Annotated in this window: 22 protein-coding genes and 1 riboswitch; of the genes, 10 read left to right on the top strand and 12 right to left on the bottom strand. The window is 71.0% G+C overall.

Annotation, left to right across the window (positions count from 1 at the left end):
• Nucleotides 1-87 precede the first annotated feature (87 nt).
• A riboswitch (cobalamin riboswitch) is annotated at nt 88-220 on the bottom strand.
• A gap of 45 nt (nt 221-265) precedes the next feature.
• Nucleotides 266-772 (bottom strand): GNAT family N-acetyltransferase, encoded by a 507-nt coding sequence (locus AQJ58_RS10830; RefSeq protein ID WP_067248070.1) that lies wholly within the window; start codon nt 770-772, stop codon nt 266-268.
• 369 nt (nt 773-1141) lie between these two features.
• Here AQJ58_RS10830 and AQJ58_RS10825 point away from each other — a divergent pair, with 369 nt between their 5' ends.
• Entirely contained in the window at nt 1142-2614 is a 1473-nt protein-coding gene (locus AQJ58_RS10825; protein ID WP_199844564.1) for a hypothetical protein, read from the top strand.
• A gap of 93 nt (nt 2615-2707) precedes the next feature.
• Here AQJ58_RS10825 and mctP read toward each other — a convergent pair whose 3' ends face one another.
• The 3 genes from mctP to AQJ58_RS10810 form a co-directional block, all read right to left on the bottom strand.
• Nucleotides 2708-4336: a monocarboxylate uptake permease MctP gene (gene mctP, locus AQJ58_RS10820; RefSeq protein ID WP_067248068.1), complete on the bottom strand. Its 1629-nt coding sequence runs from the start codon at nt 4334-4336 to the stop codon at nt 2708-2710.
• Nucleotides 4333-4590: a DUF3311 domain-containing protein gene (locus AQJ58_RS10815; RefSeq protein ID WP_079078854.1), complete on the bottom strand. Its 258-nt coding sequence runs from the start codon at nt 4588-4590 to the stop codon at nt 4333-4335. The genes mctP and AQJ58_RS10815 overlap by 4 nt, the downstream gene beginning before the upstream one ends.
• A gap of 122 nt (nt 4591-4712) precedes the next feature.
• Complete coding sequence (locus tag AQJ58_RS10810; RefSeq protein WP_067248063.1) at nt 4713-5477, bottom strand: GntR family transcriptional regulator; 765 nt, start codon at nt 5475-5477, stop codon at nt 4713-4715.
• 369 nt (nt 5478-5846) lie between these two features.
• On the opposite strand from AQJ58_RS10810, the gene AQJ58_RS10805 reads away from it, so the two are divergent.
• From AQJ58_RS10805 to AQJ58_RS10790, 4 genes are all read left to right on the top strand, one after another.
• Nucleotides 5847-7127 (top strand): extracellular solute-binding protein, encoded by a 1281-nt coding sequence (locus AQJ58_RS10805; protein ID WP_067248060.1) that lies wholly within the window; start codon nt 5847-5849, stop codon nt 7125-7127.
• A gap of 102 nt (nt 7128-7229) precedes the next feature.
• Complete coding sequence (locus AQJ58_RS10800) at nt 7230-8213, top strand: carbohydrate ABC transporter permease (protein ID WP_067248058.1); 984 nt, start codon at nt 7230-7232, stop codon at nt 8211-8213.
• Between the two features lie 5 nt (nt 8214-8218).
• Entirely contained in the window at nt 8219-9055 is an 837-nt protein-coding gene (locus AQJ58_RS10795) for a carbohydrate ABC transporter permease (protein ID WP_420712149.1), read from the top strand.
• Between the two features lie 7 nt (nt 9056-9062).
• A complete protein-coding gene (locus AQJ58_RS10790; protein ID WP_067248053.1) occupies nt 9063-10544 on the top strand; it encodes a glycoside hydrolase family 3 protein in 1482 nt (493 codons plus the stop codon).
• A 51-nt stretch (nt 10545-10595) separates the two neighbouring features.
• On the opposite strand, the gene nagB is transcribed toward AQJ58_RS10790, so the two are convergent.
• The gene (gene nagB / locus AQJ58_RS10785) at nt 10596-11381 is read right to left on the bottom strand and encodes a glucosamine-6-phosphate deaminase (RefSeq protein WP_067248050.1); all 786 of its coding nucleotides are present in this window, start codon (nt 11379-11381) and stop codon (nt 10596-10598) included.
• A 428-nt stretch (nt 11382-11809) separates the two neighbouring features.
• On the opposite strand from nagB, the gene AQJ58_RS10780 reads away from it, so the two are divergent.
• Nucleotides 11810-13276 carry a sensor histidine kinase gene (locus AQJ58_RS10780; RefSeq protein WP_067248048.1) on the top strand — a complete coding sequence of 489 codons (1467 nt, stop codon included), beginning with the start codon at nt 11810-11812 and terminating at the stop codon, nt 13274-13276.
• A gap of 210 nt (nt 13277-13486) precedes the next feature.
• Here the strand turns inward: AQJ58_RS10780 and AQJ58_RS10775 are convergent, their stop codons facing one another.
• On the bottom strand, nt 13487-13744 hold the full coding sequence (locus AQJ58_RS10775) for a WhiB family transcriptional regulator (protein ID WP_010353616.1): 258 nt from the start codon (nt 13742-13744) through the stop codon (nt 13487-13489).
• A 321-nt stretch (nt 13745-14065) separates the two neighbouring features.
• On the bottom strand, nt 14066-15034 hold the full coding sequence (locus AQJ58_RS10770; RefSeq protein WP_067248045.1) for a diacylglycerol/lipid kinase family protein: 969 nt from the start codon (nt 15032-15034) through the stop codon (nt 14066-14068).
• A 138-nt stretch (nt 15035-15172) separates the two neighbouring features.
• On the opposite strand from AQJ58_RS10770, the gene AQJ58_RS10765 reads away from it, so the two are divergent.
• A complete protein-coding gene (locus AQJ58_RS10765) occupies nt 15173-15628 on the top strand; it encodes a hypothetical protein (protein ID WP_067248042.1) in 456 nt (151 codons plus the stop codon).
• A gap of 3 nt (nt 15629-15631) precedes the next feature.
• Here AQJ58_RS10765 and AQJ58_RS10760 read toward each other — a convergent pair whose 3' ends face one another.
• The 3 genes from AQJ58_RS10760 to AQJ58_RS10750 all read right to left on the bottom strand — a co-directional run bounded on the left by AQJ58_RS10760 (nt 15632) and on the right by AQJ58_RS10750 (nt 17692).
• Nucleotides 15632-16753, bottom strand: a complete 1122-nt coding sequence (locus tag AQJ58_RS10760) for an RNA polymerase sigma factor SigF (protein WP_079078853.1) — start codon at nt 16751-16753, stop codon at nt 15632-15634.
• Nucleotides 16750-17163, bottom strand: coding sequence for an ATP-binding protein (locus AQJ58_RS10755; protein WP_004925829.1), 414 nt, complete (start codon nt 17161-17163; stop codon nt 16750-16752). Before AQJ58_RS10755 ends, AQJ58_RS10760 begins: the two co-directional genes overlap by 4 nt.
• 268 nt (nt 17164-17431) lie before the next feature.
• Nucleotides 17432-17692 carry a UBP-type zinc finger domain-containing protein gene (locus tag AQJ58_RS10750; RefSeq protein WP_067248037.1) on the bottom strand — a complete coding sequence of 87 codons (261 nt, stop codon included), beginning with the start codon at nt 17690-17692 and terminating at the stop codon, nt 17432-17434.
• 59 nt (nt 17693-17751) lie between these two features.
• Here AQJ58_RS10750 and AQJ58_RS10745 point away from each other — a divergent pair, with 59 nt between their 5' ends.
• Nucleotides 17752-19347: a Na+/H+ antiporter gene (locus tag AQJ58_RS10745; protein WP_067248034.1), complete on the top strand. Its 1596-nt coding sequence runs from the start codon at nt 17752-17754 to the stop codon at nt 19345-19347.
• A 10-nt stretch (nt 19348-19357) separates the two neighbouring features.
• On the opposite strand, the gene AQJ58_RS10740 is transcribed toward AQJ58_RS10745, so the two are convergent.
• Entirely contained in the window at nt 19358-20242 is an 885-nt protein-coding gene (locus AQJ58_RS10740; RefSeq protein WP_067249624.1) for a 1-aminocyclopropane-1-carboxylate deaminase/D-cysteine desulfhydrase, read from the bottom strand.
• Nucleotides 20243-20415: 173 nt separating this feature from the next.
• Between AQJ58_RS10740 and AQJ58_RS10735 the strand changes: the two genes are divergently transcribed.
• Nucleotides 20416-21822 (top strand): family 2B encapsulin nanocompartment shell protein, encoded by a 1407-nt coding sequence (locus AQJ58_RS10735; RefSeq protein WP_067248032.1) that lies wholly within the window; start codon nt 20416-20418, stop codon nt 21820-21822.
• Between the two features lie 44 nt (nt 21823-21866).
• Entirely contained in the window at nt 21867-22958 is a 1092-nt protein-coding gene (locus AQJ58_RS10730) for a family 2 encapsulin nanocompartment cargo protein polyprenyl transferase (protein WP_234360042.1), read from the top strand.
• 58 nt (nt 22959-23016) lie between these two features.
• On the opposite strand, the gene AQJ58_RS43275 is transcribed toward AQJ58_RS10730, so the two are convergent.
• Nucleotides 23017-23205, bottom strand: a complete 189-nt coding sequence (locus AQJ58_RS43275) for a hypothetical protein (protein WP_159056230.1) — start codon at nt 23203-23205, stop codon at nt 23017-23019.
• Between the last annotated feature and the right edge of the window lie 25 nt (nt 23206-23230).

Raw genomic sequence — 23230 nt, 5'->3', positions numbered from 1 at the left:
AGGGCAGGGGGCAGCACACGAGCGCGCACGGCGTCGCGTCCACCGGCCCACTCCACGAGACCCGGACGTCAAGGCACCCGGACCGGGACGGCCGGGCGCGCTGTCGGCAGGTCCTCGGACTGACGCTCGGGCACAGACGTGCACGAGTACACCGTTGCGGGACAGTTCCGGATTCGCACCGGATTCCCCTGCGGCGACAACGAGCATGAGCATACATCTTGTGCTCGCCCGTAACGCCACCCCCAGATGTTGTGTCGGGGTGGTGTCAGAGTGTCAACTCGTAGGTGAGGAGAGTGACGTCGTCCAGGTGCGGCACGGGATTCCAGTCCCGCGCGGGTGTACGGACGAAGCCGAGACGTTCGTAGATCCGGTGGGCGGCGTGCATGCTGCGCTGGGTCGACAGGACGACCGCCGTGCAGCCCTCCGTGGCCCGCGCGCGGTCGAGACAGGCGCGCACGAGGGCCTCCCCGGCGCCCCGGCCCCGCGCGTCGTGCGCGACCGCGAGGGCGCGGATCTCGGCCTCGCCGGGCCGCGCGATGTCGGCGACCGGGCCGGGGCCGGCGACGAAGGTGACACCGCCGAGGAGCCGGTCGCCGTCCACGGCCACGAGCACCTCCGCGGCGGCCGCGCGGGCGGCGACGTCCTTGAGCACCGGCAGGTACTCGTCCCCCTCGCCGTAGTCGAGGAGGCCGTCCTGGAGGTAGGCCCGCGCGGTGATCTCACCCAGCGCCTCGTACTCACCGGGCTCCGCCCGCCGTATCACGATGTCCATGGCCCGAGTCTGCCGGACCCAGCCCTGCGGAAACCCCCGATTTCCCGTCGGGGACGCCCGGGTTGCGGGGTGGGGCGGGAGTGCTTCCATGGAAGGAGACGTGGTCGCCCCCTCAGGTCCTCCGTCCCGAGCACCGCTCTCGGAAGGAGAACACACCATGACGAGGGTTGTCCGGCACCTGGCCGGCAAGGAGCGACCGCGAGACGCGCCGATGGCGACACTGGACCTGCGACGCGTGGGCAACCGGGTCGGGCAGGGCAGAGCGCGGAGGCCGATCCCCGGCGGCTGGGCGACATCGCGGCCGCGCTGCGCGAACGCTGGCCCGCCATCAAGGGGGACCGGCGCACCCTGAGGGACGCCAAGCGCCGCGTGCTCAAGCAGTTCGGAGGCGCGCTGCGCCATGTGTCCGACCGGGTCGACACCACCCCGCTGTACTGGGAGCTCTTCCGGCTCGGCATCGAGGAGTCCTCGTACTCCATCCGCCTCGCCGTCGCCCAGGAGTTCGGGGCCGGTGGCAACGCCGCGTTCGCCGTGATCCGCGAGCGGGTCGGCCTGAGCACCGACCCCGTGCGGGAGTACGAGGACCGGCTGACGAAGCTGAGGGCCTGGAAGCGGCGGGAGTACGAGACCTGGTCCGCGAACATGGGTCGGGCCAGGTCGGCCACCTCCCTCTCGGGCGCCGCGTCGACCGAGCGCGTCCGGCGGCTCCAGCAGGACCGCAGGGCCCTCAACCGGCGCTACCGCACGCAACGGGTGGTCCTCTTCCGGGAGTTCGTGATGCGGGCCTGGACCCTCCCGATGCTTCTGGGCTCCGTCGACGAGGCCCACCGCGACGAGGCGCACGAGCGCCTCACCAAGTGGCTGCGCCACCTCGACCCGAACGTCGTCGGCGGCGCCCCCGATCTGCCGCTCGCCCTGGAGGCCGCGCTGGCCCAGGGCTTCAAGTACGCGGCCAACCGGCGGCCGCGCCAGCCGGAGACCTACCCCGGCGGACGTGCCGGTCTGATCCGGCAGGCGGAGACCGTGCTTCAGCAGTCCCGCTGCTGGTACGCGCAGCTCAGCCTGCTGCACGCGCTGTGCCTGTGGGAACTCCAGGACTGCGCCGGCGGCCACGGCGGGGCCACCGCCGTACAGACCGTGCGGCGCTGGCTGTCGATGGCCGGCACGGTGAACGCGGCGCCGGGCCACACCGACGCGTCCGGTGCGACGCCCCGGCGATGTCTGCATCCGTTCGTCGCCGAGGCCGGGGATCTGGTGGCCCTCGCCCTGGAGACCGGGCAGCCCGAGCGGTTCCTGTGGATCGACGAGAAGGGCGTCGCCGACAACGTCGGGGCCCGCACCGACCTCCGCGGGAGCCACCGCAGGCACAGCCTGTGGATTCCGCCGTCGGTCGGCTGGAGCACCCTTGACCCGCGCGCCCAGCGGCTCGTCGCCGACGTCCTGGTCATGCTGAACCTCATCGAACGGGACGGGCACCCGGACGAGGTGGAGGAACGCCTGGCCCGCGCGGAGCAGCCCGGTGCACCGCTGCCGCCGTGCATCCGTACCGACCGGGAACCGCTGCGGCCCGGGTTGCGGGTCGGGACGTCCACCCCGCCCGAACCGGGGACGACCTGTCTGCCCGACTGCACGTTCCAGCTCTGCCCGTATCCGCCGCGCGGCTGGCTGCCCCGCGGTGAGATCCGGGAGCCTTTCTGCCGGCAGCAGCAGGCGCTGCTGCCGGGGCGGGTGCGGCGCTGGCTGCCGCGGGGGGTGCGCCGGAAGACGCCGCACTGGGTGGGGATGCGGGTCCGGGAGTTGGATCGTTTCTGGGGTGCGATGGCTCGGCGGACGAGGGAGTAGCCGAAAGCGGGCCGCCGTGGTGGTTCATGTCGGCGGCCCGCTGCCGGTTGTGGGTGGCCGGTCGCGCGGTTCCCCGCGCCCCTCAGGGCGCTTTCAGTGAGCGGAGCCCGCGGTCGCCGGGGGAAGCTCCACCTGTACCCCCGGGTCGCCCGCGTCCGCCGTGTAGTCCTCCGGCCTGGTCTCGTCGACGCCCTCGGGGGCCTTCGCGGCCTTCAGGACGAAGGTCAGCACGACCGTGACCACGACGTTCAGGACGAACGCCGTGAGGCCGATGTAGCCGATCTCGCCGATGCCGGGGATCTCCTTGGCCGAGCCGCCGAAGTGCTTCTGCGTGGGGGAGGCGACCCCGTACGCGGCGAAGGTGCCGTAGACCATGCCGACCGCCCAGCCGGCGAGCAGGGCCCAGCGGTGGAACCAGCGGGTGAACAGGCCGCCGACCAGGGCGGGGAAGGTCTGCAGGATCCAGATGCCGCCCAGCAGCTGGAAGTTGATGGCGACCGTCTTGTCCATGGTGAGGACGAAGGCGAGGGCGCCGATCTTGACCAGGAGCGAGACCAGCTTGGAGACCTTCGTCTCCTGCTGCGGGGTGGCGTCCGGTCTGATGAAGTCCTTGTAGATGTTGCGGGTGAACAGGTTCGCGGCCGCGATCGACATGATGGCCGCCGGGACGAGCGCCCCGATGCCGATCGCCGCGAACGCCACGCCCGCGAACCACGACGGGAACATGTCCTCGAAGAGCTGCGGGATGGCGAGCTGGCCGTTGGTGACCTTGACGCCGGCCGCGATCGCCATGAAGCCCAGCAGGGCCAGCAGACCGAGCATCAGGGAGTACAGCGGCAGGATCGTGGTGTTGCGGCGGATCACGTCACGGCTCTTGGAGGACAGGGTCGCGGTGATCGAGTGCGGGTACATGAAGAGGGCGAGCGCGGAGCCCAGTGCCAGCGTCGCGTACGTCCACTGCCCCGGTTCCGCCGGGGTCAGCGCGCCGCGCGGCTTGCCCGTCGCCGGGTTGGTCAGGCTGAACGCCTCACCGGCCTTGGCGAAGATGTCGTCGAAGCCGCCCAGCTTGATCGGGATGTAGATGATCGCCACCGCGATGACGATGTAGATCAGCGTGTCCTTCACGAACGCGATCAGCGCGGGGGCGCGCAGACCCGAGGAGTAGGTGTACGCCGCGAGCACGCCGAACGCGATCAGCAGGGGCAGGTCCTTCACGAACCAGTGGGTGTCGTCGCCGCCGCCGACGCCCATCACGTCCAGCACCGCCTGGATGCCGACGAGCTGGAGCGCGATGTACGGCATCGTCGCGAGGATGCCGGTCAGTGCCACCGCCAGCGACAGGCCCTTCGACCCCCAGCGCCCGCGCACGAAGTCCGAGGTGGTCACGTACCCGTGCTTGTGGGAGACCGACCACAGGCGGGGGAGGAAGGTGAAGATCAGCGGGTAGACGAGGATCGTGTAGGGGACGGCGAAGAAGCCGGCCGCGCCCGCCGCGTAGATCGCCGCCGGTACGGCGACGAAGGTGTACGCCGTGTACAGGTCGCCGCCGAGCAGGAACCAGGTGATCCAGGTGCCGAACGACCGGCCGCCCAGGCCCCATTCGTCCAGGCTGTGCTCGTTGTCGGCGCGGCGCCAGCGGGAGGCCAGGAAGCCCATGACCGTGACGGCCAGGAAGAGGAGGATGAAGACGGCGAGGGCCACGCCGTTCACGCCGTCCTTCATCGGCCGGCACCTCCCCGCCGCGCCCGCTGGTCACGCCGCCGGAGCCGGTACGCCACCGTCGTGAGCGCGGTCGAGATCAGCACCCACAGCATCTGGTACCAGTAGAAGAAGGGGATCCCGATGAACCGGGGATCCACCTTGGCGTAGGAACCCACCCACAGCATCGCCGCGAAGGGGGCGAGCAGACAGAGGCCGATGGCGACGCGCACAGGCGTCACCACCGGCTCCTTGGGCAACTCCGGGGATTCTGACATCGGCGGCTTCCGTCCCCTCACTGATCGCCTTGATCACAGATGTAACGCGCAGGCAATGTAAGTGACGGATAAGCCGAGTGGAAGACCCTCTACAGACCCTCCACGCGCACGTGTGGCCAGTTCTATTCGGTGGGCCGCTTCAGGCGGGCCACGAACTTGTAGCGGTCCCCCCGGTACACCGACCGCACCCATTCCACCGGCTGCCCGTCCTGGTCCAGCGAGTGCCGGGAGAGCATCAGCATCGGCAGGCCGACGTCGGTGCCGAGCAGGCCGGCCTCGCGCGGGGTGGCGAGGGAGGTCTCGATGGTCTCCTCGGCCTCGGCGAGCCGGACGTCGTAGACCTCGGCCAGCGCGGTGTACAGGGAGGTGTACTTGACCAGCGAGCGGCGCAGGGCCGGGAAGCGCTTGGCGCTCAGATGGGTGGTCTCGATGGCCATCGGCTCGCCGTTGGCCATGCGCAGCCGCTCGACGCGCAGCACCCGGCTGCCGGCGGTGACGTCCAGCAGCCCGGCGAGGGTGTCGTCGGCGGTGATGTAGCCGACGTCCAGCAGCTGCGAGGTGGGTTCGAGGCCCTGGGCGCGCATGTCCTCGGTGTAGGAGGTGAGTTGCAGCGCCTGGGAGACCTTCGGCTTGGCGACGAAGGTGCCCTTGCCCTGGATGCGCTCCAGGCGCCCTTCGACGACCAGTTCCTGGAGGGCCTGGCGGACGGTGGTGCGCGAGGTGTCGAACTCGGTGGCCAGAGTCCGCTCCGGCGGGACCGGGGTGCCCGGCGCCTGGGTCTCCGTCATGTCGAGCAGATGCTTCTTCAGCCGGTAGTACTTGGGCACGCGCGCGGTACGGACGGTCGCCCCACCCTCGTTCTCCGCACTGCTGACGTCGGTGCTCATGGCCTGCCTTCCCGGCTTCGGGAGCCGAAGGGCCGACACACCGTCGGCCGCGGCTCCACATCGTGGCACGGTGGCGGCAGGACTCGCCCCGCCGTTCCGTGATCCCCTCTGTATACCGTCACACCCTTTCGCTGGTCTAGTCCAGAGGGTGGGTGGTCTACCGGACTCCGCCCCTGTGGGGCCGATGTTTTCGACGGCTTCTTACTTAAAGGTTCCTGCATATCTAGAACCCATAACGGCTGGTCAAAGCAGTTTCGGCCACCCTTGACAGCCGAAATGGTCTGCGCCAAGCTCACCGCACTGGTCTACACCATTGGTCCAGGTCCCGGCATGTGGGCGGGGGGTGTGGGCATCCCTGAGGAGGGTGGCGTGAAGCGCAAGCTGATAGCCGCGATCGGTATCGCGGGCATGATGGTCTCCATCGCGGCGTGCGGCGGCGACAAGGACGGCGGGGACGCGAAGGGCTCCGAGCCTAAGGAGCTGACGGTCTGGCTGACGGTCGACGCCCAGAACAACTGGCCCGCGCTGGTCAAGGCGGCCGACGCGGCTGTGCTGAAGAAGCACCCGGGCCTCAAGATCAACCACGAGTACTACGGCTGGCCCGACAAGAACGCCAAGCTCGACGCGGTCCTCGCCACCGACAAGGCCCCCGATGTGGTCGAGATGGGCAACACCGAGATGCTCGGTTACATGGTCAAGGGCGCCTTCGCCCCCCTCGACGCCGCCATGTTCGACAACTCCTCCGCCTGGCTCGACGGCCTGAAGGCCTCCGTCACCTACGACGGCAAGATCTACGGCGTCCCGTACTACGCCGGCGGCCGCGTCGCCAACTGGCGCAAGGACGTCTTCGCCTCGGTCGGCGTGAAGTCCGCCCCCAAGACCTACGCCGAGCTGACCGCCGCCCTCGACAAGGTCCAGAAGAAGGAGGGCGACAAGTTCTCCGCCTGGTACCAGCCCACCCGCGACTGGTACGCGGCCATGTCCTTCGTCTACGACGCGGGCGGCTCCATCGCCGTCGAGTCGGGCGGCAAGTGGAAGGCCAACCTCTCCTCGCCGGAGTCCCTCAAGGGCCTGGGCGAGTTCAAGACGGTCGTCGACACGTACATGCACGGCGACAAGACCAAGGACGAGTCCGACCGGTACATCGTCTACGGCCAGGGCAAGTCCGGCATGATCTTCGCCCCCGCCTGGGAGGGCGCGACCGCCGCGGCCAAGGAGAACGACAAGACCGGCAAGCTCGCCGGCAACGTCGAGAACTTCGTGATGCCCGGCCCGTCCGGCAAGAACCTCCCGGTCTTCCTCGGCGGCTCCGACCTCGCCGTCCCGGTCAAGTCCGACGCGCAGGCCCTCGCCGCCGAGTGGATCAACGCCTTCACCGGCCCCTCCGGTCAGAAGGGCCTGATGGCCAAGGGCAACCTGCCCAACAACAAGACCGACCTCGCCACCCTCAAGAACGACCCGGCGACGGCCGTGCCGGCCACCGCGGCCGAGTCCAACTGGTTCGTCCCGATGGCCCCCGGCTGGGGCCAGGTCGAGAAGGCCCAGGTCCTGCAGAACATGCTGCAGTCCATCGGCACCGGCAAGAAGAGCGTCGAGGACGCCGCGAAGGAAGCGGACGCCGCGATCGACAAGGTCATCAACAACTCGTGACCTGAGGGCGGCGCCCAGCCCCCGAGCCGGGCGCCGCCTCCCGTACGACCCGTACGGGGCTTCGCCTTCGTACGACCCGAGGGACCGCTGAGGAGCGCGCGGATGAGTGCCGCAGACACGACCACCCCTGCCAAGGCGCCGCCGACGCGGCCGTCCCCCCCACCGCCCGCCCCACCGGGCCGACCCCGGCCGAAGCGGACGTCCGCCGGCACCCCCTGGCTGCTGCTCGCCCCCTGTCTGCTCATCCTCCTGCTGGTGATGGGCTATCCACTGGTCCGCCTGGTCACGCTGTCCTTCCAGAAGTTCGGCCAGTCCCAGCTCTGGGGCTTCCAGCCCGCACAGAACATCGGCCTCGACAACTTCACCGGCGTCCTCGGCGACGGTGAGTTCTGGCAGGTCGTCGTCCGCACGGTCGTCTTCGCCGCGGGCTGCGTGATCCTCACGATGGTCCTCGGCATGCTGATCGCCCTGCTGCTCCAGCGGGTCTCCGGCTGGGTGAAGACCCTCGTCAACATCGCCCTCGTGGCCGGCTGGGGCATGCCCGTCATCGTCGCCACCACCGTCTTCAAGTGGCTCTTCGACTCCGACTACGGCATCCTCAACGCGATCCTCAGCAAGCTCCCCGGCGTCGACCTGATCGGCCACAACTGGTTCGCCAGCGGGCCCCAGGGCCTGGCCGTCATCATGCTGCTGGTGATCTGGGGCGCGGTCCCCTTCGTGGTCATCACCCTCAGCGCCGGCCTCACCCAGGTCCCCGCCGAACTGGAGGAGGCCGCCCGCCTCGACGGCGCCGGCTCCTGGGGCGTCTTCCGGTACGTCACCCTGCCCGTCCTCAAGCCGATCGTCGTGATGCTCACGACCCTGTCGGTCATCTGGGACATGGGCGTCTTCCCGCAGGTCTTCGTCATGCGCAACGGCCACCCGGAGCCCGAGTTCCAGCTGCTGACGACGTACTCCTACGACCGCGCCTTCGTCGTCAACGACTACGGCCAGGGCTCGGCGATCGCCCTGATCACCGTGCTGCTCCTGCTCGGGGTCGTCGCCGTCTACATGCGCCAGATGCTGAAGATCGGAGAGGTCGAATGAGCGGCATGAGTACGGTTTCCGCCCGCGGACGGACGCGGCTCGGCTGGAACCTCCTCGGGCTCCTCGTCTTCGCCGCCGCCGGCTTCCCCGTCTACTGGATGCTCAACACGGCGATCAAGCCCGCCAAGGATGCGATCGACCCCGACCCGAGCCTGCTGCCGACCGGCTTCACCTTCGCCAACTTCCGCCGGGCGCTGCACATCGCGGACTTCTGGGGCCCCGTCGGGCGCAGCCTGACCGTCTCCCTCGCGGTCGTCGCGATCGGCGTCGTCGTCGGCATGCTGGCCGCGCTGGCCATCTCCCGGTTCGCCTTCCGCGGCCGCAAGGTCGTCATCGTCGGCATCCTCGCGGTCCAGATGGTCCCGCTGGTCGCCATGATCATCCCGGTCTTCCTGCTGCTGAACGACCTGGACCAGTACGACAAGCTCTCCGGCCTGATCATCACGTATCTGACCTTCATCCTCCCGTTCACGGTGTGGACCCTGCGCGGCTTCATCGTCAACATCCCCAAGGAGCTGGAGGAGGCCGCGATGGTCGACGGCTGCTCCCGCGCCGGCGCCTTCGTCAGGGTGGTGTTCCCCCTCCTGGCCCCCGGCATGGTCGCCACCTCGGTCTACGGCTTCATCCAGGCCTGGAACGAGTACCTCTACGCCCTGATGCTGCTCAGCCAGAAGAACCAGACCGCGACGGTCTGGCTCGGCAACTTCACCACCAAGCACGGCACCGAGTACGCCCCGATGATGGCCGGCGCCACCCTGCTGGCCGTGCCCATCGTCGCCCTCTTCCTCCTCGTCCAGCGCAAGATGGCCGCGGGCCTGACCGCGGGCGCCGTGAAGGGATGACGCCCCGATGACCACACTCGCCCGCGGCACGGACACCCTCACCCGTGACGCGCTCACCGTCCTCCAGCCGGGATTTCCCGGCACCACCGCCCCCGACTGGCTGCTGCGCCGCCTCGGCGAGGGCCTGGCCTCGGTCGGCCTGTTCGGCCGCAACATCGCCTCCCCGGAACAACTCGCCTCCCTCACAGCCCAGTTGCGCGCGGAACGCGACGACGTCCTGGTCGCCGTCGACGAGGAGGGCGGGGACGTCACCCGCCTGGAGGTGCGCACCGGCTCCTCCTTCCCCGGCAACTACGCGCTCGGCGCGGTGGACGACGTCGACCTGACCCGCAGGGTGGCCCACGAACTGGGCCGCCGGCTCGCGGAGTGCGGGGTCAACCTCAACTGGGCCCCGTCCGCCGACGTCAACTCCAACCCGGCGAACCCGGTCATCGGCGTGCGCTCCTTCGGCGCCGACCCCGCCCTGGTCGCCCGGCACACCGCCGCCTACGTCACCGGCCTTCAGTCCGCGGGCGTGGCGGCCTGCACCAAGCACTTCCCGGGCCACGGCGACACGGCCGTCGACTCCCACCACGCGCTCCCGCGCATCGACATCCCGGCCGAGGCCCTCACCGCACGCGAACTGATCCCCTTCCTCGCGGCCACCGGCGCCGGCACGAAGGCGGTCATGAGCGCCCACATCCTGGTCCCCGCCCTGGATCCGGTGCGCCCGGCAACGTTGTCCCGCCCGATCCTCACCGACCTGCTCCGCCGCGACCTCGGCTACCAGGGCCTGATCGTCACCGACGGCATGGAGATGCAGGCGGTGGCCGCGACCTACGGCATCGAGCGCGGCAGCGTCCTCGCGATCGCCGCCGGCGCCGACGCGATCTGCGTGGGCGGCGGCCTCCAGGACGACGCGACGGTACGGCGTCTGCGCGACGCCCTGGTCACCGCCGTACGCACCGGAGAACTCCCCGAGGAACGCCTGGCCGACGCGGCCGAGCGGGTACGCTGCCTGGCCCGCTGGACGGCCACGGCTCCCGGCGGGACCGGCGCCCCCGAGCCGGACATCGGTCTGACGGCCGCCCGCCGCGCCCTCCGCGTCACCGGCGCGGACGGCTTCACCCCGCTCACCGCCCCTCCCTACGTCGCGGCCCTCACCCCGGTCGCCAACATCGCGGTGGGCAGCGAGACCCCCTGGGGAGTGGCGCCCGAGCTGGACCGGCTGCTCCCCGGCACGCGCGCGGGCAGCTTCACCGCTGAGAACACCGCCCCGGCGATCCTGGCCGCAGCGGGCGAGCGGCGCATCGTGGCCGTGGTCCGCGACGAACACCGCCACCCCTGGATGTCGGCAGCCCTGGACACCCTCCTGACGGCCCGCCCCGACACGATCGTGGTGGAAATGGGCGTCCCCCAGTCCCCGCCCCGGGGCCTGCCGCACCTGGCGACTCACGGCGCGGCACGGGTCTGCGGCAGGGCGGCGGCGGAGGCGATCGCCGGGGCGTAGGCCCGCGACGAAGGGGGTGGGGGCGGCGGGCGAAGCCCCCGCCCCCTTCCCCTAGATCCCCTGCCACTCCGGCTTGTTGACAAACGTGTGCCGAAAGTAGTCCGCAAGCTTCAGCTTGGACGCCGCCCCCTCGTCCACCACGACCGTCGCATGCGGATGCAACTGGAGCGCCGAGGCCGGGCACACCGCGGCAAGCGGCCCCTCCACCGTGGCCGCCACCGCGTCCGCCTTGTTCTCCCCGGTCGCCAGCAGCACCAGGTGCCGGGCCTCCAGGATCGTCCCGATCCCCTGGGTGATCACATGGTGCGGCACCTGCGCGATGTCCCCGTCGAAGAAGCGCGCGTTGTCCACCCGGGTCTGCTCGGTCAGCGTCTTGATCCGGGTCCGCGAGGCCAGCGAGGAACACGGCTCGTTGAACCCGATGTGCCCGTCGGTCCCGATCCCCAGCAGCTGGAGGTCCACCCCGCCGGCGGCGGCGAGCGCCGCGTCGTACGCCTGGGAGGCGGCCCGTATGTCCTCGGCCGTGCCGTCGGGCCCGAGGAACGCCTCCATGCCGATGCCCAGCGGCTCCAGCACCTCGCGCCGCAGCACCGAGCGGTAGGACTCGGGGTGGTCGGCGGGCAGCCCCACGTACTCGTCGAGCTGGGCGATCCGGGCCCGGGAGATGTCCGCCTCCCCGGCCCGTACCTTGGCCGCCAGCGCCTGGTAGACGGGCAGCGGGGTGGAGCCGGTGGCCACGCCCAGCAGGGCGTCGGGCTTGCGCCGCAGCAGCTCCGCCATGGCCTCGGCGATCAGTTCGCCACCCGACCTGGCATCCGGAACGATGACAACTTCCACGCTGACCTGCCGTTCTGAACTGAGTGGTTTAGACCAATCCAGGGTCAATTTATCAGAGGCAGGTGAAATTGCTCCCCGCATCTCAGTCCGTGGAGGAACCCGCACAGGCTAGGCTGCGTTGTGAACGGTGGGGGCATGGACACACCTAGTGGTCTAGTCCACAATGAAACCGACTTCCGTTCTCCCCGCACAGGAGGGCGGACCGAGGGACCGGTGCTCTCTGCCCTGACTGCCCCGGCTCCTCACCTTTCGGCCGACGGGACCGCACACCCCGTGGTCGATATTGCTCCGGGCTGCGGTGCCGGGAGGGCTGAGGGTCCCTCCTAGGCGCCGCGGCCCGCGGGTGTTCTTCCCGGCCGGCCCTCCGGCGGTATCGGCGTTTTTAGGCCAGGGACAGACCCACGGGTACGCTCGCACACGTGCCCTCCATGAACGAACTCGTACGCCAGCACACCGCCCTCGACGACTCCGACCTCGAGTGGCTCCACCTGCTGGTCTCGGAGTGGCAGCTGCTCTCCGACCTCTCCTTCGCCGACCTGGTGCTGTGGGTGCCCACCAGCGACGGCACCCGCTATGTCTCCGTGGCCCAGATGCGCCCCAACACCGGGCCCACCTCCTACCAGGACGACATGGTCGGCCACCTCGTCCCGCGCGGCCGTCGCCCCCTGCTCGACGCCGCCCTGGACGAGGGCCGGATCGTGCGCGAAGGCGACCCGGAATGGCGTGAAGAGGTCCCCGTACGGGTCGAGTCCATCCCCGTACGGCGCGAGGGGCGCGTCCTCGGCGTCATCGCCCGCAACACCAATCTGCTCACCGTGCGCACCCCGAGCCGGCTGGAGCTGACCTACCTCCAGTCCGCCTCCGACCTGGCCCAGATGATCGCGGCCGGCTCCTTCCCCTTCGCCGGGCAGCAGATGGACATGGACGCCGCCCCCCGGGTGGGCGACGGCCTGATCCGCGTCGACGGCGACGGCATCGTCCAGTACGCCTCCCCGAACGCGCTCTCCGCCTACCACCGCATGGGCCTCGCCTCCGACCTGCTCGGCCACCACCTCGGGCAGACCACCGCCGAACTCGCTCCCACCCGGGGCCCGGTGGACGAGGCCCTGGCCAAGGTCGCCAGCGGCTGGGCGCCCCGCGAGTTCGAGATCGAGGCCAACGACGGGGTCATCCAGTTCCGCACGATCCCGCTCAAGCCCAAGGGCACCCGCATCGGTTCGCTCGTGCTGCTCCGGGACGTCACCGAACTGCGCCGCCGCGAACGCGAGTTGATCACCAAGGACGCCACCATCCGGGAGATCCACCACCGGGTGAAGAACAACCTGCAGACGGTCGCCGCACTGCTGCGGCTCCAGGCCCGCCGGATCGAGTCGGAGCGCGGCCGGGAGGCGCTGGAGGAGGCCGTGCGCCGGGTCGGCTCGATCGCGATCGTGCATGAGACGCTGTCCCAGAACCTGGACGAGCGCGTGGAGTTCGACGAGATCGCCGACCGGGTGCTGGCGATGGTCGCGGAGATCTCGCCGGGCAAGGTGACGGGCCGGCGCACCGGCCGCTTCGGCATCCTGGACGCGGAGGTGGCCACCCCGCTGTCCATGGTCCTCACCGAGATCCTGCAGAACGCGCTGGAGCACGGCTTCCGCGAGGGCGACACCGGCACGGTCGAGGTCTCGGCGGTCCGCGGCGGCACGTCGAAGGAGGCCCGCCTCCTGGTCACCGTCCAGGACGACGGCGTGGGCCTGCCCGAGGGCTTCGACCCGCACACCTCCGGCAACCTCGGCCTGCAGATCGTACGGACGCTGGTGGAGGGAGAGTTGGGCGGGGCGTTCGACATGGTCCCGGCGCCGGACCGCGGCACCCAGGTGATCCTGGACCTCCCGGTACGGGCGCAGAAGTAACCCCGGACAATCGCGGATCAGCCCGGGTAAGCCCCGGGTAAGAGCGGAGCGGCACAGCACGAAGCCCCGGACCGTTCAGGGGTCCGGGGCTCGAATGCTCGTTGCCAGCGATTAGCTGCGCATCGGGGGTACTGCGCGCTGCGGCTCGGGGGCGGGAGAAGCGTACACGCTGTACGCGCCGCCAAGCTCAGGCTTGCGGGGCGGGTGTTGTCAGGCGGTGGCCTGACGGGCCCGGTTGCGGGCGGCGCGACGCTTCATGGCACGGCGCTCGTCCTCGCTGAGACCACCCCAGACGCCGGAGTCCTGGCCGGACTCGAGCGCCCACTGCAGACACTGATCCATGACGGGGCAGCGACGGCAGACGGCCTTGGCTTCCTCGATCTGCAGCAGCGCAGGACCGGTGTTGCCGATGGGGAAGAAGAGCTCGGGGTCTTCCTCGCGGCAAACGGCGTTGTGACGCCAGTCCATGGCTGCTACCTCTCCTTGGTATTACGTGCAAGTTGCTTGTGAATGTGAACGCTTTCACGAATCCCTCAACAAGGGAAGGGCCAACCCGTCGGCATGTACCGACGTGGTCCTGTGAGTTGAAGAGGGGTTCTGGTGATCAGTGGAGGCTGGTGGTGCGGGCCGTCCCGATCGCCACGTAGAGACTCGCAAACCTCAGCGGCGGATACAACCCCTTCTGGAAAGTTTTTTTTGATTCCTCGGTGTCGACTACATCACAGCCGTACTTCCATGGGGTGGATCCTGGCCTAAACGTTCGAGTGAAAGGACTTCAGCCCTTTCTGCTCACACAATCACACGCAGTGCACGGCGTACGCCTGTGAACGTCACGCTCGTGCGCAGCCCCAGGTGGTCGCCGTCCATCTGTAGGGGCAGGGGCACCTTGGAATGCAAGGTGAAGCGGTCCAGATCATGGAATGAGTGGGCATGCTTCCCCTGCGGGCCACGCTCGGGGGACGAAGTGAGCAACTGGGTGCCATACCGGACAACCGCGGCGGTGGACAGACGGCTGAGACCCAGTACGTCGAGCCCGGTATCGAACGAGGCCTTAGGTGACGCGTACACCGGGCGATTGCCCAGATAGGTCCACGGAGCCGTGTTGCAGACCAGGGACAGCACCAAATCGGTCACCGGGTCGGCGCCCGGCGTCTCCAGCGTGATCGATCCACGCCGGCGGTCCGGCTCGCCCAGGAGCTGTCGCACGGCCTGCATCAGATAGAGGGCGTGCGTCGACCTCCGGCCCCGCTCCCGCTGCTGCTCGACCCGGCCGACCACCCCCGCGTCGAAACCGAGCCCGGCGTTGAAGGTGAACCAGCGCGAGGGCACCGCCTCGTCCTCCGTGCCCGGCGTGCCCGCGGCGAGCCCCAGGCCGACCGTGCGCTCCCGCTTCTCGCGCAGGGCGTCCAGCAGCGCGCCGGTCGCCTCCACCGGATCGTTGGGCAGGCCCAGGGCGCGGGCGAAGACGTTGGTGGAACCGCCGGGGACCACCGCGAGGCCGGGCAGCCCCTCCGGGTCGGGGCCGTGGTGCAGCAGCCCGTTGACCACCTCGTTGACCGTGCCGTCGCCGCCGAGCGCCACCACCAGATCGGTGTTCCCGCTCTCCGCCGCCTGCCGGCCCAGGTCGCGCGCGTGCCCGCGGTACTCGGTGGTGACCGCCTCCAGCTTCATCTCGCTGGCGAGCGCGTGGAGGAGGACGTCACGCGTCCGTGCACTGGTGGTGGTTGCTGCCGGGTTGACCACGAGGAGTGCACGCATGGGGTGCAGCGTACCTACTGGGTGGTACCGGGGCACAGGCCGAGGTAGGGAAGCGGTAAGAGATCGGACGTGAGCCTCGACACGGGCCTGTCGTGCGGGACCGCCGGGCTCGGGAGAGGGCCGGGCTACCCTTCAGGGGTGAGCAGTGAGCAGACTCCCCTCGCCCCCGAGACCGCCCCGGACACCACCGGGCCGCGCCCGCGCCGGCTGACGTACGCCGCCGCGCTGGCCGGTCTGGAAGGGCTGGCGCTCCTCGTCGGCGGGGTGTGGATCCTGGTCCTCGGCATCACCGGCGACCCGGACGACCGGGGGCAGGCCGTCACCGGGGGACTGACCCTGATGGCGCTCGCGCTGCTGCCGCTGGTCGCCGCACGCGGGCTGCTCGGCCGACGCGGCTGGAGCCGGGGGCCCGCCGTCATCACGCAGATCATGGCGCTGCCGGTGGCCTACAACCTGCTCCAGGCCGACAGCATGGCGATCCCGGCGGGCATCGCCCTCGCGGTCGTCGCCGTGGCGGCGCTGGTCCTGCTCGTCAACGCCGAGACCACCCGGGCCCTCGGGATCCGGGGGCCCGGCAGGGCACAGGGCGAGTAGCCCTCACTCCTCCACCAGCAGCTTCTCCCGCAGCTGCGCCAGCGTGCGCGCCAGCAGCCGGGAGACGTGCATCTGCGAGATGCCGACCTCCTGCGCGATCTGCGACTGGGTCATGTTGCCGAAGAAGCGCAGCAGAAGGATCCGCTTCTCCCGGGGCGGGAGATCCTCCAGCAGCGGCTTGAGCGACTCCCGGTACTCGACGCCCTCCAGCGCCTCGTCCTCCGCGCCGAGGGTGTCGGCGACCGCCGGGGACTCGTCGTCGGTGTCGGGGACGTCCAGCGACAGCGTGGAGTACGCGTTCGCGGACTCCAGACCCTCCAGGACCTCCTCCTCCGAGATGGCCAGCTTCTCCGCCAGCTCATGGACGGTGGGGGAGCGGCCGTGCTGCTGCGAGAGCTCCGCCGTCGCCGTGGTGAGCGAGAGCCGCAGCTCCTGGAGCCGGCGCGGGACGCGGACCGCCCAGCCCTTGTCGCGGAAGTGGCGCTTGATCTCGCCGACGACCGTCGGGGTGGCGTAGGTCGAGAACTCCACGCCGCGGTCCGGGTCGAAACGGTCGACCGACTTGATCAGACCGATGGTGGCGACCTGGGTGAGGTCGTCGAGCGGCTCGCCCCGGTTGCGGAAACGCCGCGCGAGGTGCTCCACGAGCGGCAGGTGCATCCGGACCAGCTTGTTGCGCAGCTCCGCGTACTCCGGGCTGCCGTCCTGCAGTCCGCGCAGCTCGACGAACATCGCCCGTGCCCCGCTGCGGTCGCCCTGGTCCCTCGGCTCGTGCTGGTTCCGGGGTGCGTGCTGGGCACGGGGTTCGTGCTGCGTGCCCGGCACGCCCTGTTCGTCGTCTCGCTCGTGCTCGCTCATCGTCCCGCCCGTCGCCCTCTGTCGAGCCCTGTCCTCAGCCCGGCCGGGGGAGCCCCCGATCCGCCCCTTGCGGGGCGAGCCCTGCGCGGCATCCAGGTCCCCGTGTCCGGCGTCGTCCTCCGGATGCGGCCTGGCCTGCTCGGGAATGCCGTCGATACCGTCTGCGGTCATGCGTCGGGAACCGCCCGGAGAGACTGAATCGTTCTCGGCCGGCAGCTCCCGTGTGCCGCGCTCCTCGTCCCGCACCGGCCCGTCCCCGTTCCTCACGCCGGCCCGGGTCCCGCGCCGCGCTGTTTGTAGAGGCTGATCGAAACGGTCTTGTCCTCGTCGACGGCGGAGGAGACCTTCCCCGCCAGGGCGGACAGCACGGTCCAGGCGAAGGTGTCCCGCGAGGGGGCGTGGCCGTCGGTGGTCGGTGCCGAGACGGTGACCTCGAGCGAGTCGTCGACGAGCCGGAACACACAGCTGAGCACCGAGCCCGGCACGGCCTGCTGGAGCAGGATCGCGCAGGCCTCGTCCACCGCGATGCGCAGGTCCTCGATCTCGTCCAGGGTGAAGTCCAAACGGGCCGCGAGGCCGGCCGTGGCCGTCCGCAGCACCGACAGGTAGGCACCCGCAGCCGGCAGCCGGACTTCCACGAAGTCCTGGGTCGCGGGCTCGCCTGCGATCTGGGACACCCTCACCTCCAAGGTGGTACAAGCTTTTCGGGGCCGAGGGTCGCCCCCCGGCGTAACGCGTGGGTGGTGCAGCGGTGACGCTATCGCGCCCTCACGTGTCCTGTCCCCGGACCCCAACCCCCTGGCGTCACTCACAGTAAAGCTGTGAACACGCTCCGTGTCTAGGGGTCTGCGGGCCCAAAAGGGAAGAGGGCGCGCCGGGTTGACGTACCCAGGCGTCAGATGGTCGAACCGTACCCGCCGGACGCCCGGGCCGTCTCTCCGACGCTCATACGAGGACATGATCGACGAAGCACCAGCGCCAGTTCTCCCCGGGCTCGAAGGTCCGCATCACGGGATGCCCGGTCTCGTCGTGATGCCCGGTGGCGTGCCGGCTCGGCGAGGAGTCGCAGCAGCCGACGTGGCCGCACGTCAGGCACAGCCGCAACTGCACCGGGTGGGTGCCGTCCCGCAGACACTCCGGACACGTCTCACCGAGCGGGACGGGTTCGGGGTCGGGCAGCGCTTCGGCGTGCGTGCACTGTTTCATGATTGCCACATTACGACGGTCGCGCGGGGGACCGCGCGGAAAAACGAGGCGGGCGAGACATGGACGTGATGCCACTGCTGTTGCTGGTGGCGGGCAGCGCGGCGGTCGCGGCCGCGGCCCGGCGCACCCCGGTGCCGGCGCCGCTGCTGCTGGTCGCCGTCGGGCTGGTGGTCTCGTACGTGCCCGGAGTCCCGGACTACACCCTGGACCCGGACGTCGTCCTGCCCCTGCTGCTGCCCCCGCTGCTGTACACCTCGGCCACCGACAGCTCCTACCTCGACCTGCGCGCCCAGCTGCGGCCGGTGGCCCTGCTCTCGGTCGGATACGTGCTGTTCGCGACGGTCGCCGTCGGCTGGGCCGCCTATCTGCTGGTCCCCGGGCTGCCGCTGACCGCCGCGCTGGTGCTGGGCGCGGTGGTGGCGCCGCCGGACGCCGTCGCGGCCACGGCGGTGGCCCGCCGGGTCGGGCTGCCGTCGAGGATCACCACGATCCTCCAGGGCGAGTCCCTGCTGAACGACGCCACCGCCATCACCGCCTACAAGGTGGCCCTCGCCGTCGTGGTCGGCGAGGGCGCGTCCTGGGCGGGCGGCATCAAGGAGTTCCTGGTCGCGGCGGTCGGCGGGGTCGCCGCGGGGCTGATCCTCATGGCCCCCCTGCACTGGCTGCGCACCCACCTGAAGGAACCGCTCCTGCAGAACACGCTCTCCCTGCTCATCCCGTTCGTCGCCTACGCCTCCGCCGAACAGTTCCACGCCTCCGGCGTCCTCGCCGTGGTCGTCGTCGCCCTCTATCTCGGCCACCGCGCGTGGGAGGTCGACTTCGCCACCCGCCTCCAGGAGGAGGCCGTGTGGAAGATGGTCGCCTTCATCCTGGAGTCGGCGGTCTTCGCCCTGATCGGCCTGCAACTGCCGGTGGTCCTCAGAGGCCTCGGTTCGTACGAGGGCCTGGACGCCGCCTGGTACGCCGTCGCCCTCTTCCTGGTGGTCGTCGGCGCCCGCTTCCTGTGGGTCTATCCGGCGACCTTCCTGCCGCGGGCCCTCTCGGCCCGCATCCGCGCGCGGGAGGACAACCCCACCTGGCGGGGCCCCTTCGTCATCGGCTGGGCAGGCATGCGGGGCGTGGTCTCGCTCGCGATCGCCTTCTCCATCCCGCTCACCGTCGAGCACGGCGAGCCCTTCCCGCACCGCAACCTGATCCTCTTCCTGACGTTCACCACCGTCATCGGCACCCTGGTCGTGCAGGGCCTCACCCTGCCCCCGCTGATCCGCATGCTGAAGTTCCCCGCCCCCGACGCGCAGGCCGCCACCCTCGCCGAGGCGAACGCCCAGGCGCAGGCCTCCCGGGTCGCCGAGGAGCGCCTCGACGCGCTGCTGGCCGACGAGCGCAACGCCCTGCCCCCACCCCTCGCCGACCGGCTCCGCGACGTCCTGGAACGCCGCCGCAACGCCGTCTGGGAGCGCCTCGGCCAGGTCAACCCGGTCACCGGCGAGACCGTCGACGACACCTACCGCAGGCTGTCCCGCGAGATGATCAGCGCCGAGCGCGCGATGTTCGTCCGGCTGCGCGACGCCCGCTACATCGACGACGAGATGCTCCGCACCCTGCTGCGCAGGCTGGACCTGGAGGAGGCGGCGGCCTACCGCGAGGCGGGCTGAGCCGCCGGCCCTATGGGAAGGGGCGCCCGGTGACGACCGCCGCCACCGTCGTCCCGCGCGGAAAGGCACCCTCCTCGGCCAGGGCGACAAGTCCGTAGAGCACCTTGGCGACATAGAGACGTTCCACCGGCAGGCCGTGCCGCCGCTCGAAGTCCTCCGCGAAGGCCTCCAGCCCGGGGGTGACCCGCGCGTACCCGCCGAAGTGGAAGCGCTCGTCGAGCCGCCACTCGCCCCGCCGACCGCCGAACGCCGCCTCCTGCAAAGCCTGTATCTCGTCGTCGAGGAAGCCCCCCTTGAGAACCGGAACGCCCAGGGCGCGCTGCCCGGGGCCGAGCCCGGCGGCCAGCCCCGCGAGCGTGCCGCCGGTCCCGCAGGCCACCGCGACCACGTCGGCCCGTCCGCGCAGCTCCTCGCCCAGCACCCGGCAGCCGCGTACGGCCGGCGCGTTGCTGCCGCCCTCCGGCACGACATAGGCGTCCGGGGCGCCCGACGCGCGCAGCACGCGCGCGACGACGTCCGGCTCGCCCTTGCGTCGGTACGTCGCCCGGTCCACGAAGTGCAGTCGCATCCCGTCGGCGGCGCACCGGGCCAGGGAGGGGTTCAGCGGCCGGCCCGCCAGCTCGTCACCGCGCACCACGCCCACCGTGGACAGCCCGAGGAGCCGCCCCGCCGCGGCGGTGGCGCGCAGATGGTTCGACCAGGCGCCGCCGAAGGTGAGCACCGTCCGCCCGGCCGCCGCCGTCAGATTGGGCGCGAGCTTGCGCCACTTGTTGCCGATCAGCTCCGGATGGATCAGGTCGTCCCGCTTCAGCAGCAGCCGCACCCCGTGCCGGGCGAACCGGTCGTCGGCCACCTCCTGGAGCGGGGAGGGCAGGCGGGGGCGCAGATGGGTCATCCGCACATTGTCGAACACCGTTCGCCGGAACGTCCCTCTGCCCAGCTCCGCGATGATCCATTCCCGCTCTTTCGTGTAATACCACGACCACACACCGTGATGGAAGGCTTGTCCGCGTACCAGTGCACCGGCGCAGTTCGGCGCCCGTGCGTGATTCGGGAGGGCGTTTCTCCATGTCGGTAGGCGAAGAGGTCCGCACGGACGCGGGCAAGCCGCAGCAGAGTCTCGGCACCGCGGCCGCGCGGAACCTGGCCACCACGACCAAGTCCGCACCCCAGATGCAGGAGATCAGCTCCCGCTGGCTGCTGCGGACCCTGCCCTGGGTGGACGTACAGGGCGGCACGTACCGGGTCAACAGGCGGCTGACGTACGCGGTCGGGGACGGCCGCATCACGTTCGTCAAGACCGGCGACCGCGTCGAGGTCATCCCGGCCGAGCTGGGCGAACTGCCGGCGCTGCGCGACTACGAGGACGACGAGGTGCTGTCGGAGCTGGCCCAGCGCTGCCGGCAGCGGGAGTTCGGCCCCGGCGAGGTCATCGCCTCCTTCGGCAACCAGTCCGACGAGGTCTACCTGCTGGCGCACGGCCGCGTCGAGAAGGTCGGCACCGGCCCCTACGGCGACGACCAGGTGCTCGGCGTCCTCGCCGACGGCGCCTACTTCGGCGACCAGGCGCTGCTCGACGCCGACGCGATCTGGGAGTACACCGCCCGCGCCGACACCGCCTGCACGGTGCTGATCCTGGCCCGCCAGGACGTCGAGCAGATCGCCGAGCGCTCCGACACCCTGCGCGCGCACCTGCGCCGGCTGCGCGCCATTCCCGAGCAGCGCACCAACAAGTACGGCGAGAAGGCCGTCGACCTGGCCGCGGGCCACGCCGGTGAGCCCGACCTCCCGCACACGTTCGTGGACTACGACGCCCGCCCGCGCGAGTACGAACTGAGCATCGCCCAGACCGTCCTGCGCATCCACACGCGCGTGGCCGACCTCTACAACCAGCCCATGAACCAGACCGAGCAGCAGTTGCGGCTCACGGTCGAGGCGATCAAGGAGCGCCAGGAGCACGAGCTGGTCAACAACCGGGAGTTCGGTCTCCTCCACAACTGCGAGTACGACCAGCGGCTCCAGCCGCACGACGGCGTGCCGAGCCCGGACGACCTGGACGAGCTGCTCAGCAGGCGCCGCGGCACCAAGATGCTGCTCGCCCACCCGCGCGCGATCTCCGCGATCGGCCGCGAGCTCAACAAGCGCGGGCTGGTGCCCGAGACGATCGACATGGGCGGCAACCGGATCCCCACCTGGCGCGGGGTGCCGATCTACCCCTGCAACAAGATCCCGGTCACCGAGGCCCGGACCAGCTCGATCATCGCGATGCGTCTGGGCGAGCAGGACCAGGGCGTCATCGGCCTGCGCCAGTCCGGGATCCCGGACGAGATCGAGCCCAGCCTGTCCGTGCGGTTCATGGGCATCAACGAGCAGTCGATCATCAACTACCTGGTGACGGCCTACTACTCGGCGGCGGTGCTGGTGCCGGACGCGCTGGGCGTCCTGGAGAACGTCGAGATCGGCCGCTGGCGGTGACCTCCGCCACCAGGCCGTACGGGACGCGGGAAAGGCGGAGGTCCATCGGGAGCCAGGGGGAGAGCCGGGGCGGCGGCGAGGAGGGGACCGGCCCGGCGGCCTCCGACGGGCAGGAGGCGACCGCGATCCTGGAGCGTGCCAGGGCGGCGGTCGACCCCGAACTGCGCGCCGCCGTCGACTCGTTACCCCGCCAGATGCGCCGGGTCGCCCGCTATCACTTCGGCTGGGAGCAGGCCGACGGCACCCCGGCCGCGGGGAACGCGGGCAAGGCGATCCGGCCCGCGCTGGTTCTCGCGGCGGCCACCGCGCTCGGCGGTCCGGCGGCCCGGGCGGCGGCCGCCCGGGCCGCCGCCGCGGTCGAACTGGTCCACAACTTCACGCTGCTGCACGACGACGTGATGGACCGGGACACCACCCGCCGGCACCGCCCCACCGCCTGGACCGTGTTCGGCGACGCCGCCGCGATCCTCGCCGGGGACGCCCTCCAGGCTCAGGCCCTCGGCATGCTCGCGCGGGATCCGCACCCGGCGGCCGCGGAGGCGGCCGCCCGGCTCGCGGCCTGTGTGGTGGAGCTCTGCGAGGGCCAGGGGACCGACACGGCGCTGGAGAAGCGGTCGCCCGCCGACGTCACCCTCGACGAGGTGCTCGTCATGGCCGAGGCCAAGACGGGTGCGCTGATCGGATGCGCCTGCGCGGTGGGCGCCCTGTACGCGGGGGCGGCGCCGCAGGACGTCGACGCGCTGGACGCGTTCGGCCGGGAGGCCGGGCTGGCCTTCCAGCTCATCGACGACGTCATCGGCATATGGGGCGACCCCGGGCACACCGGGAAGCCCGCGGGCGCCGATCTCGCCGCCCGCAAGAAGTCCCTGCCGGTGGTCGCCGCCCTGGCCTCCGGCACCCCGGCCGCCGGCGAACTCGCCGAGCTGTACGCCCGGCCGCCCGTGCCGGAGGATCCGGACGACCTCGTCCGCACCGCGCTGGCGGTGGAGCGGGCCGGGGGCCGGGCCTGGGCGCAGGACCAGGCGGCCGACCGGATGTCCCGGGCGATGGACGAACTGGCCCGGGCGATCCCGGACCCGGAGTCCGCGGGCGGTCTGCTGTCCCTGGCCGAGTTCGTGACCCGGCGCAGCACCTGACCCCGGCGGGTCCCGCACCTCCCCACGGCGTGCGGGGCCCGCCGGTGTTCTCCGCCGGTCAGGCCCCCTGCGGCAGCAGCGTCGCGACGATCCGCTCCACCAGCCCCTCCGGCACCCCCGGACGGGCAGCCGGGTGTCGAGGGCCCACGCCCGCTCGGCGGCCGAGGCCCGCGAGGCCCGACGTCGCCTCCTGCACCCTGGCCGGTCGCCCGACCCGGACGTCGAGATCGTCCGATCCCTTCGGCAACGGCGTCGTCGTACGGACGTACACA

Origin of the sequence: Streptomyces sp. DSM 15324, from assembly GCF_001514285.1 — a bacterium.
In the GTDB taxonomy this organism is placed as follows: domain Bacteria; phylum Actinomycetota; class Actinomycetes; order Streptomycetales; family Streptomycetaceae; genus Streptomyces.
The sequence above is the reverse complement of the archived record's forward strand: the minus strand, read 5'-3'. Positions and strand labels throughout refer to the sequence as shown.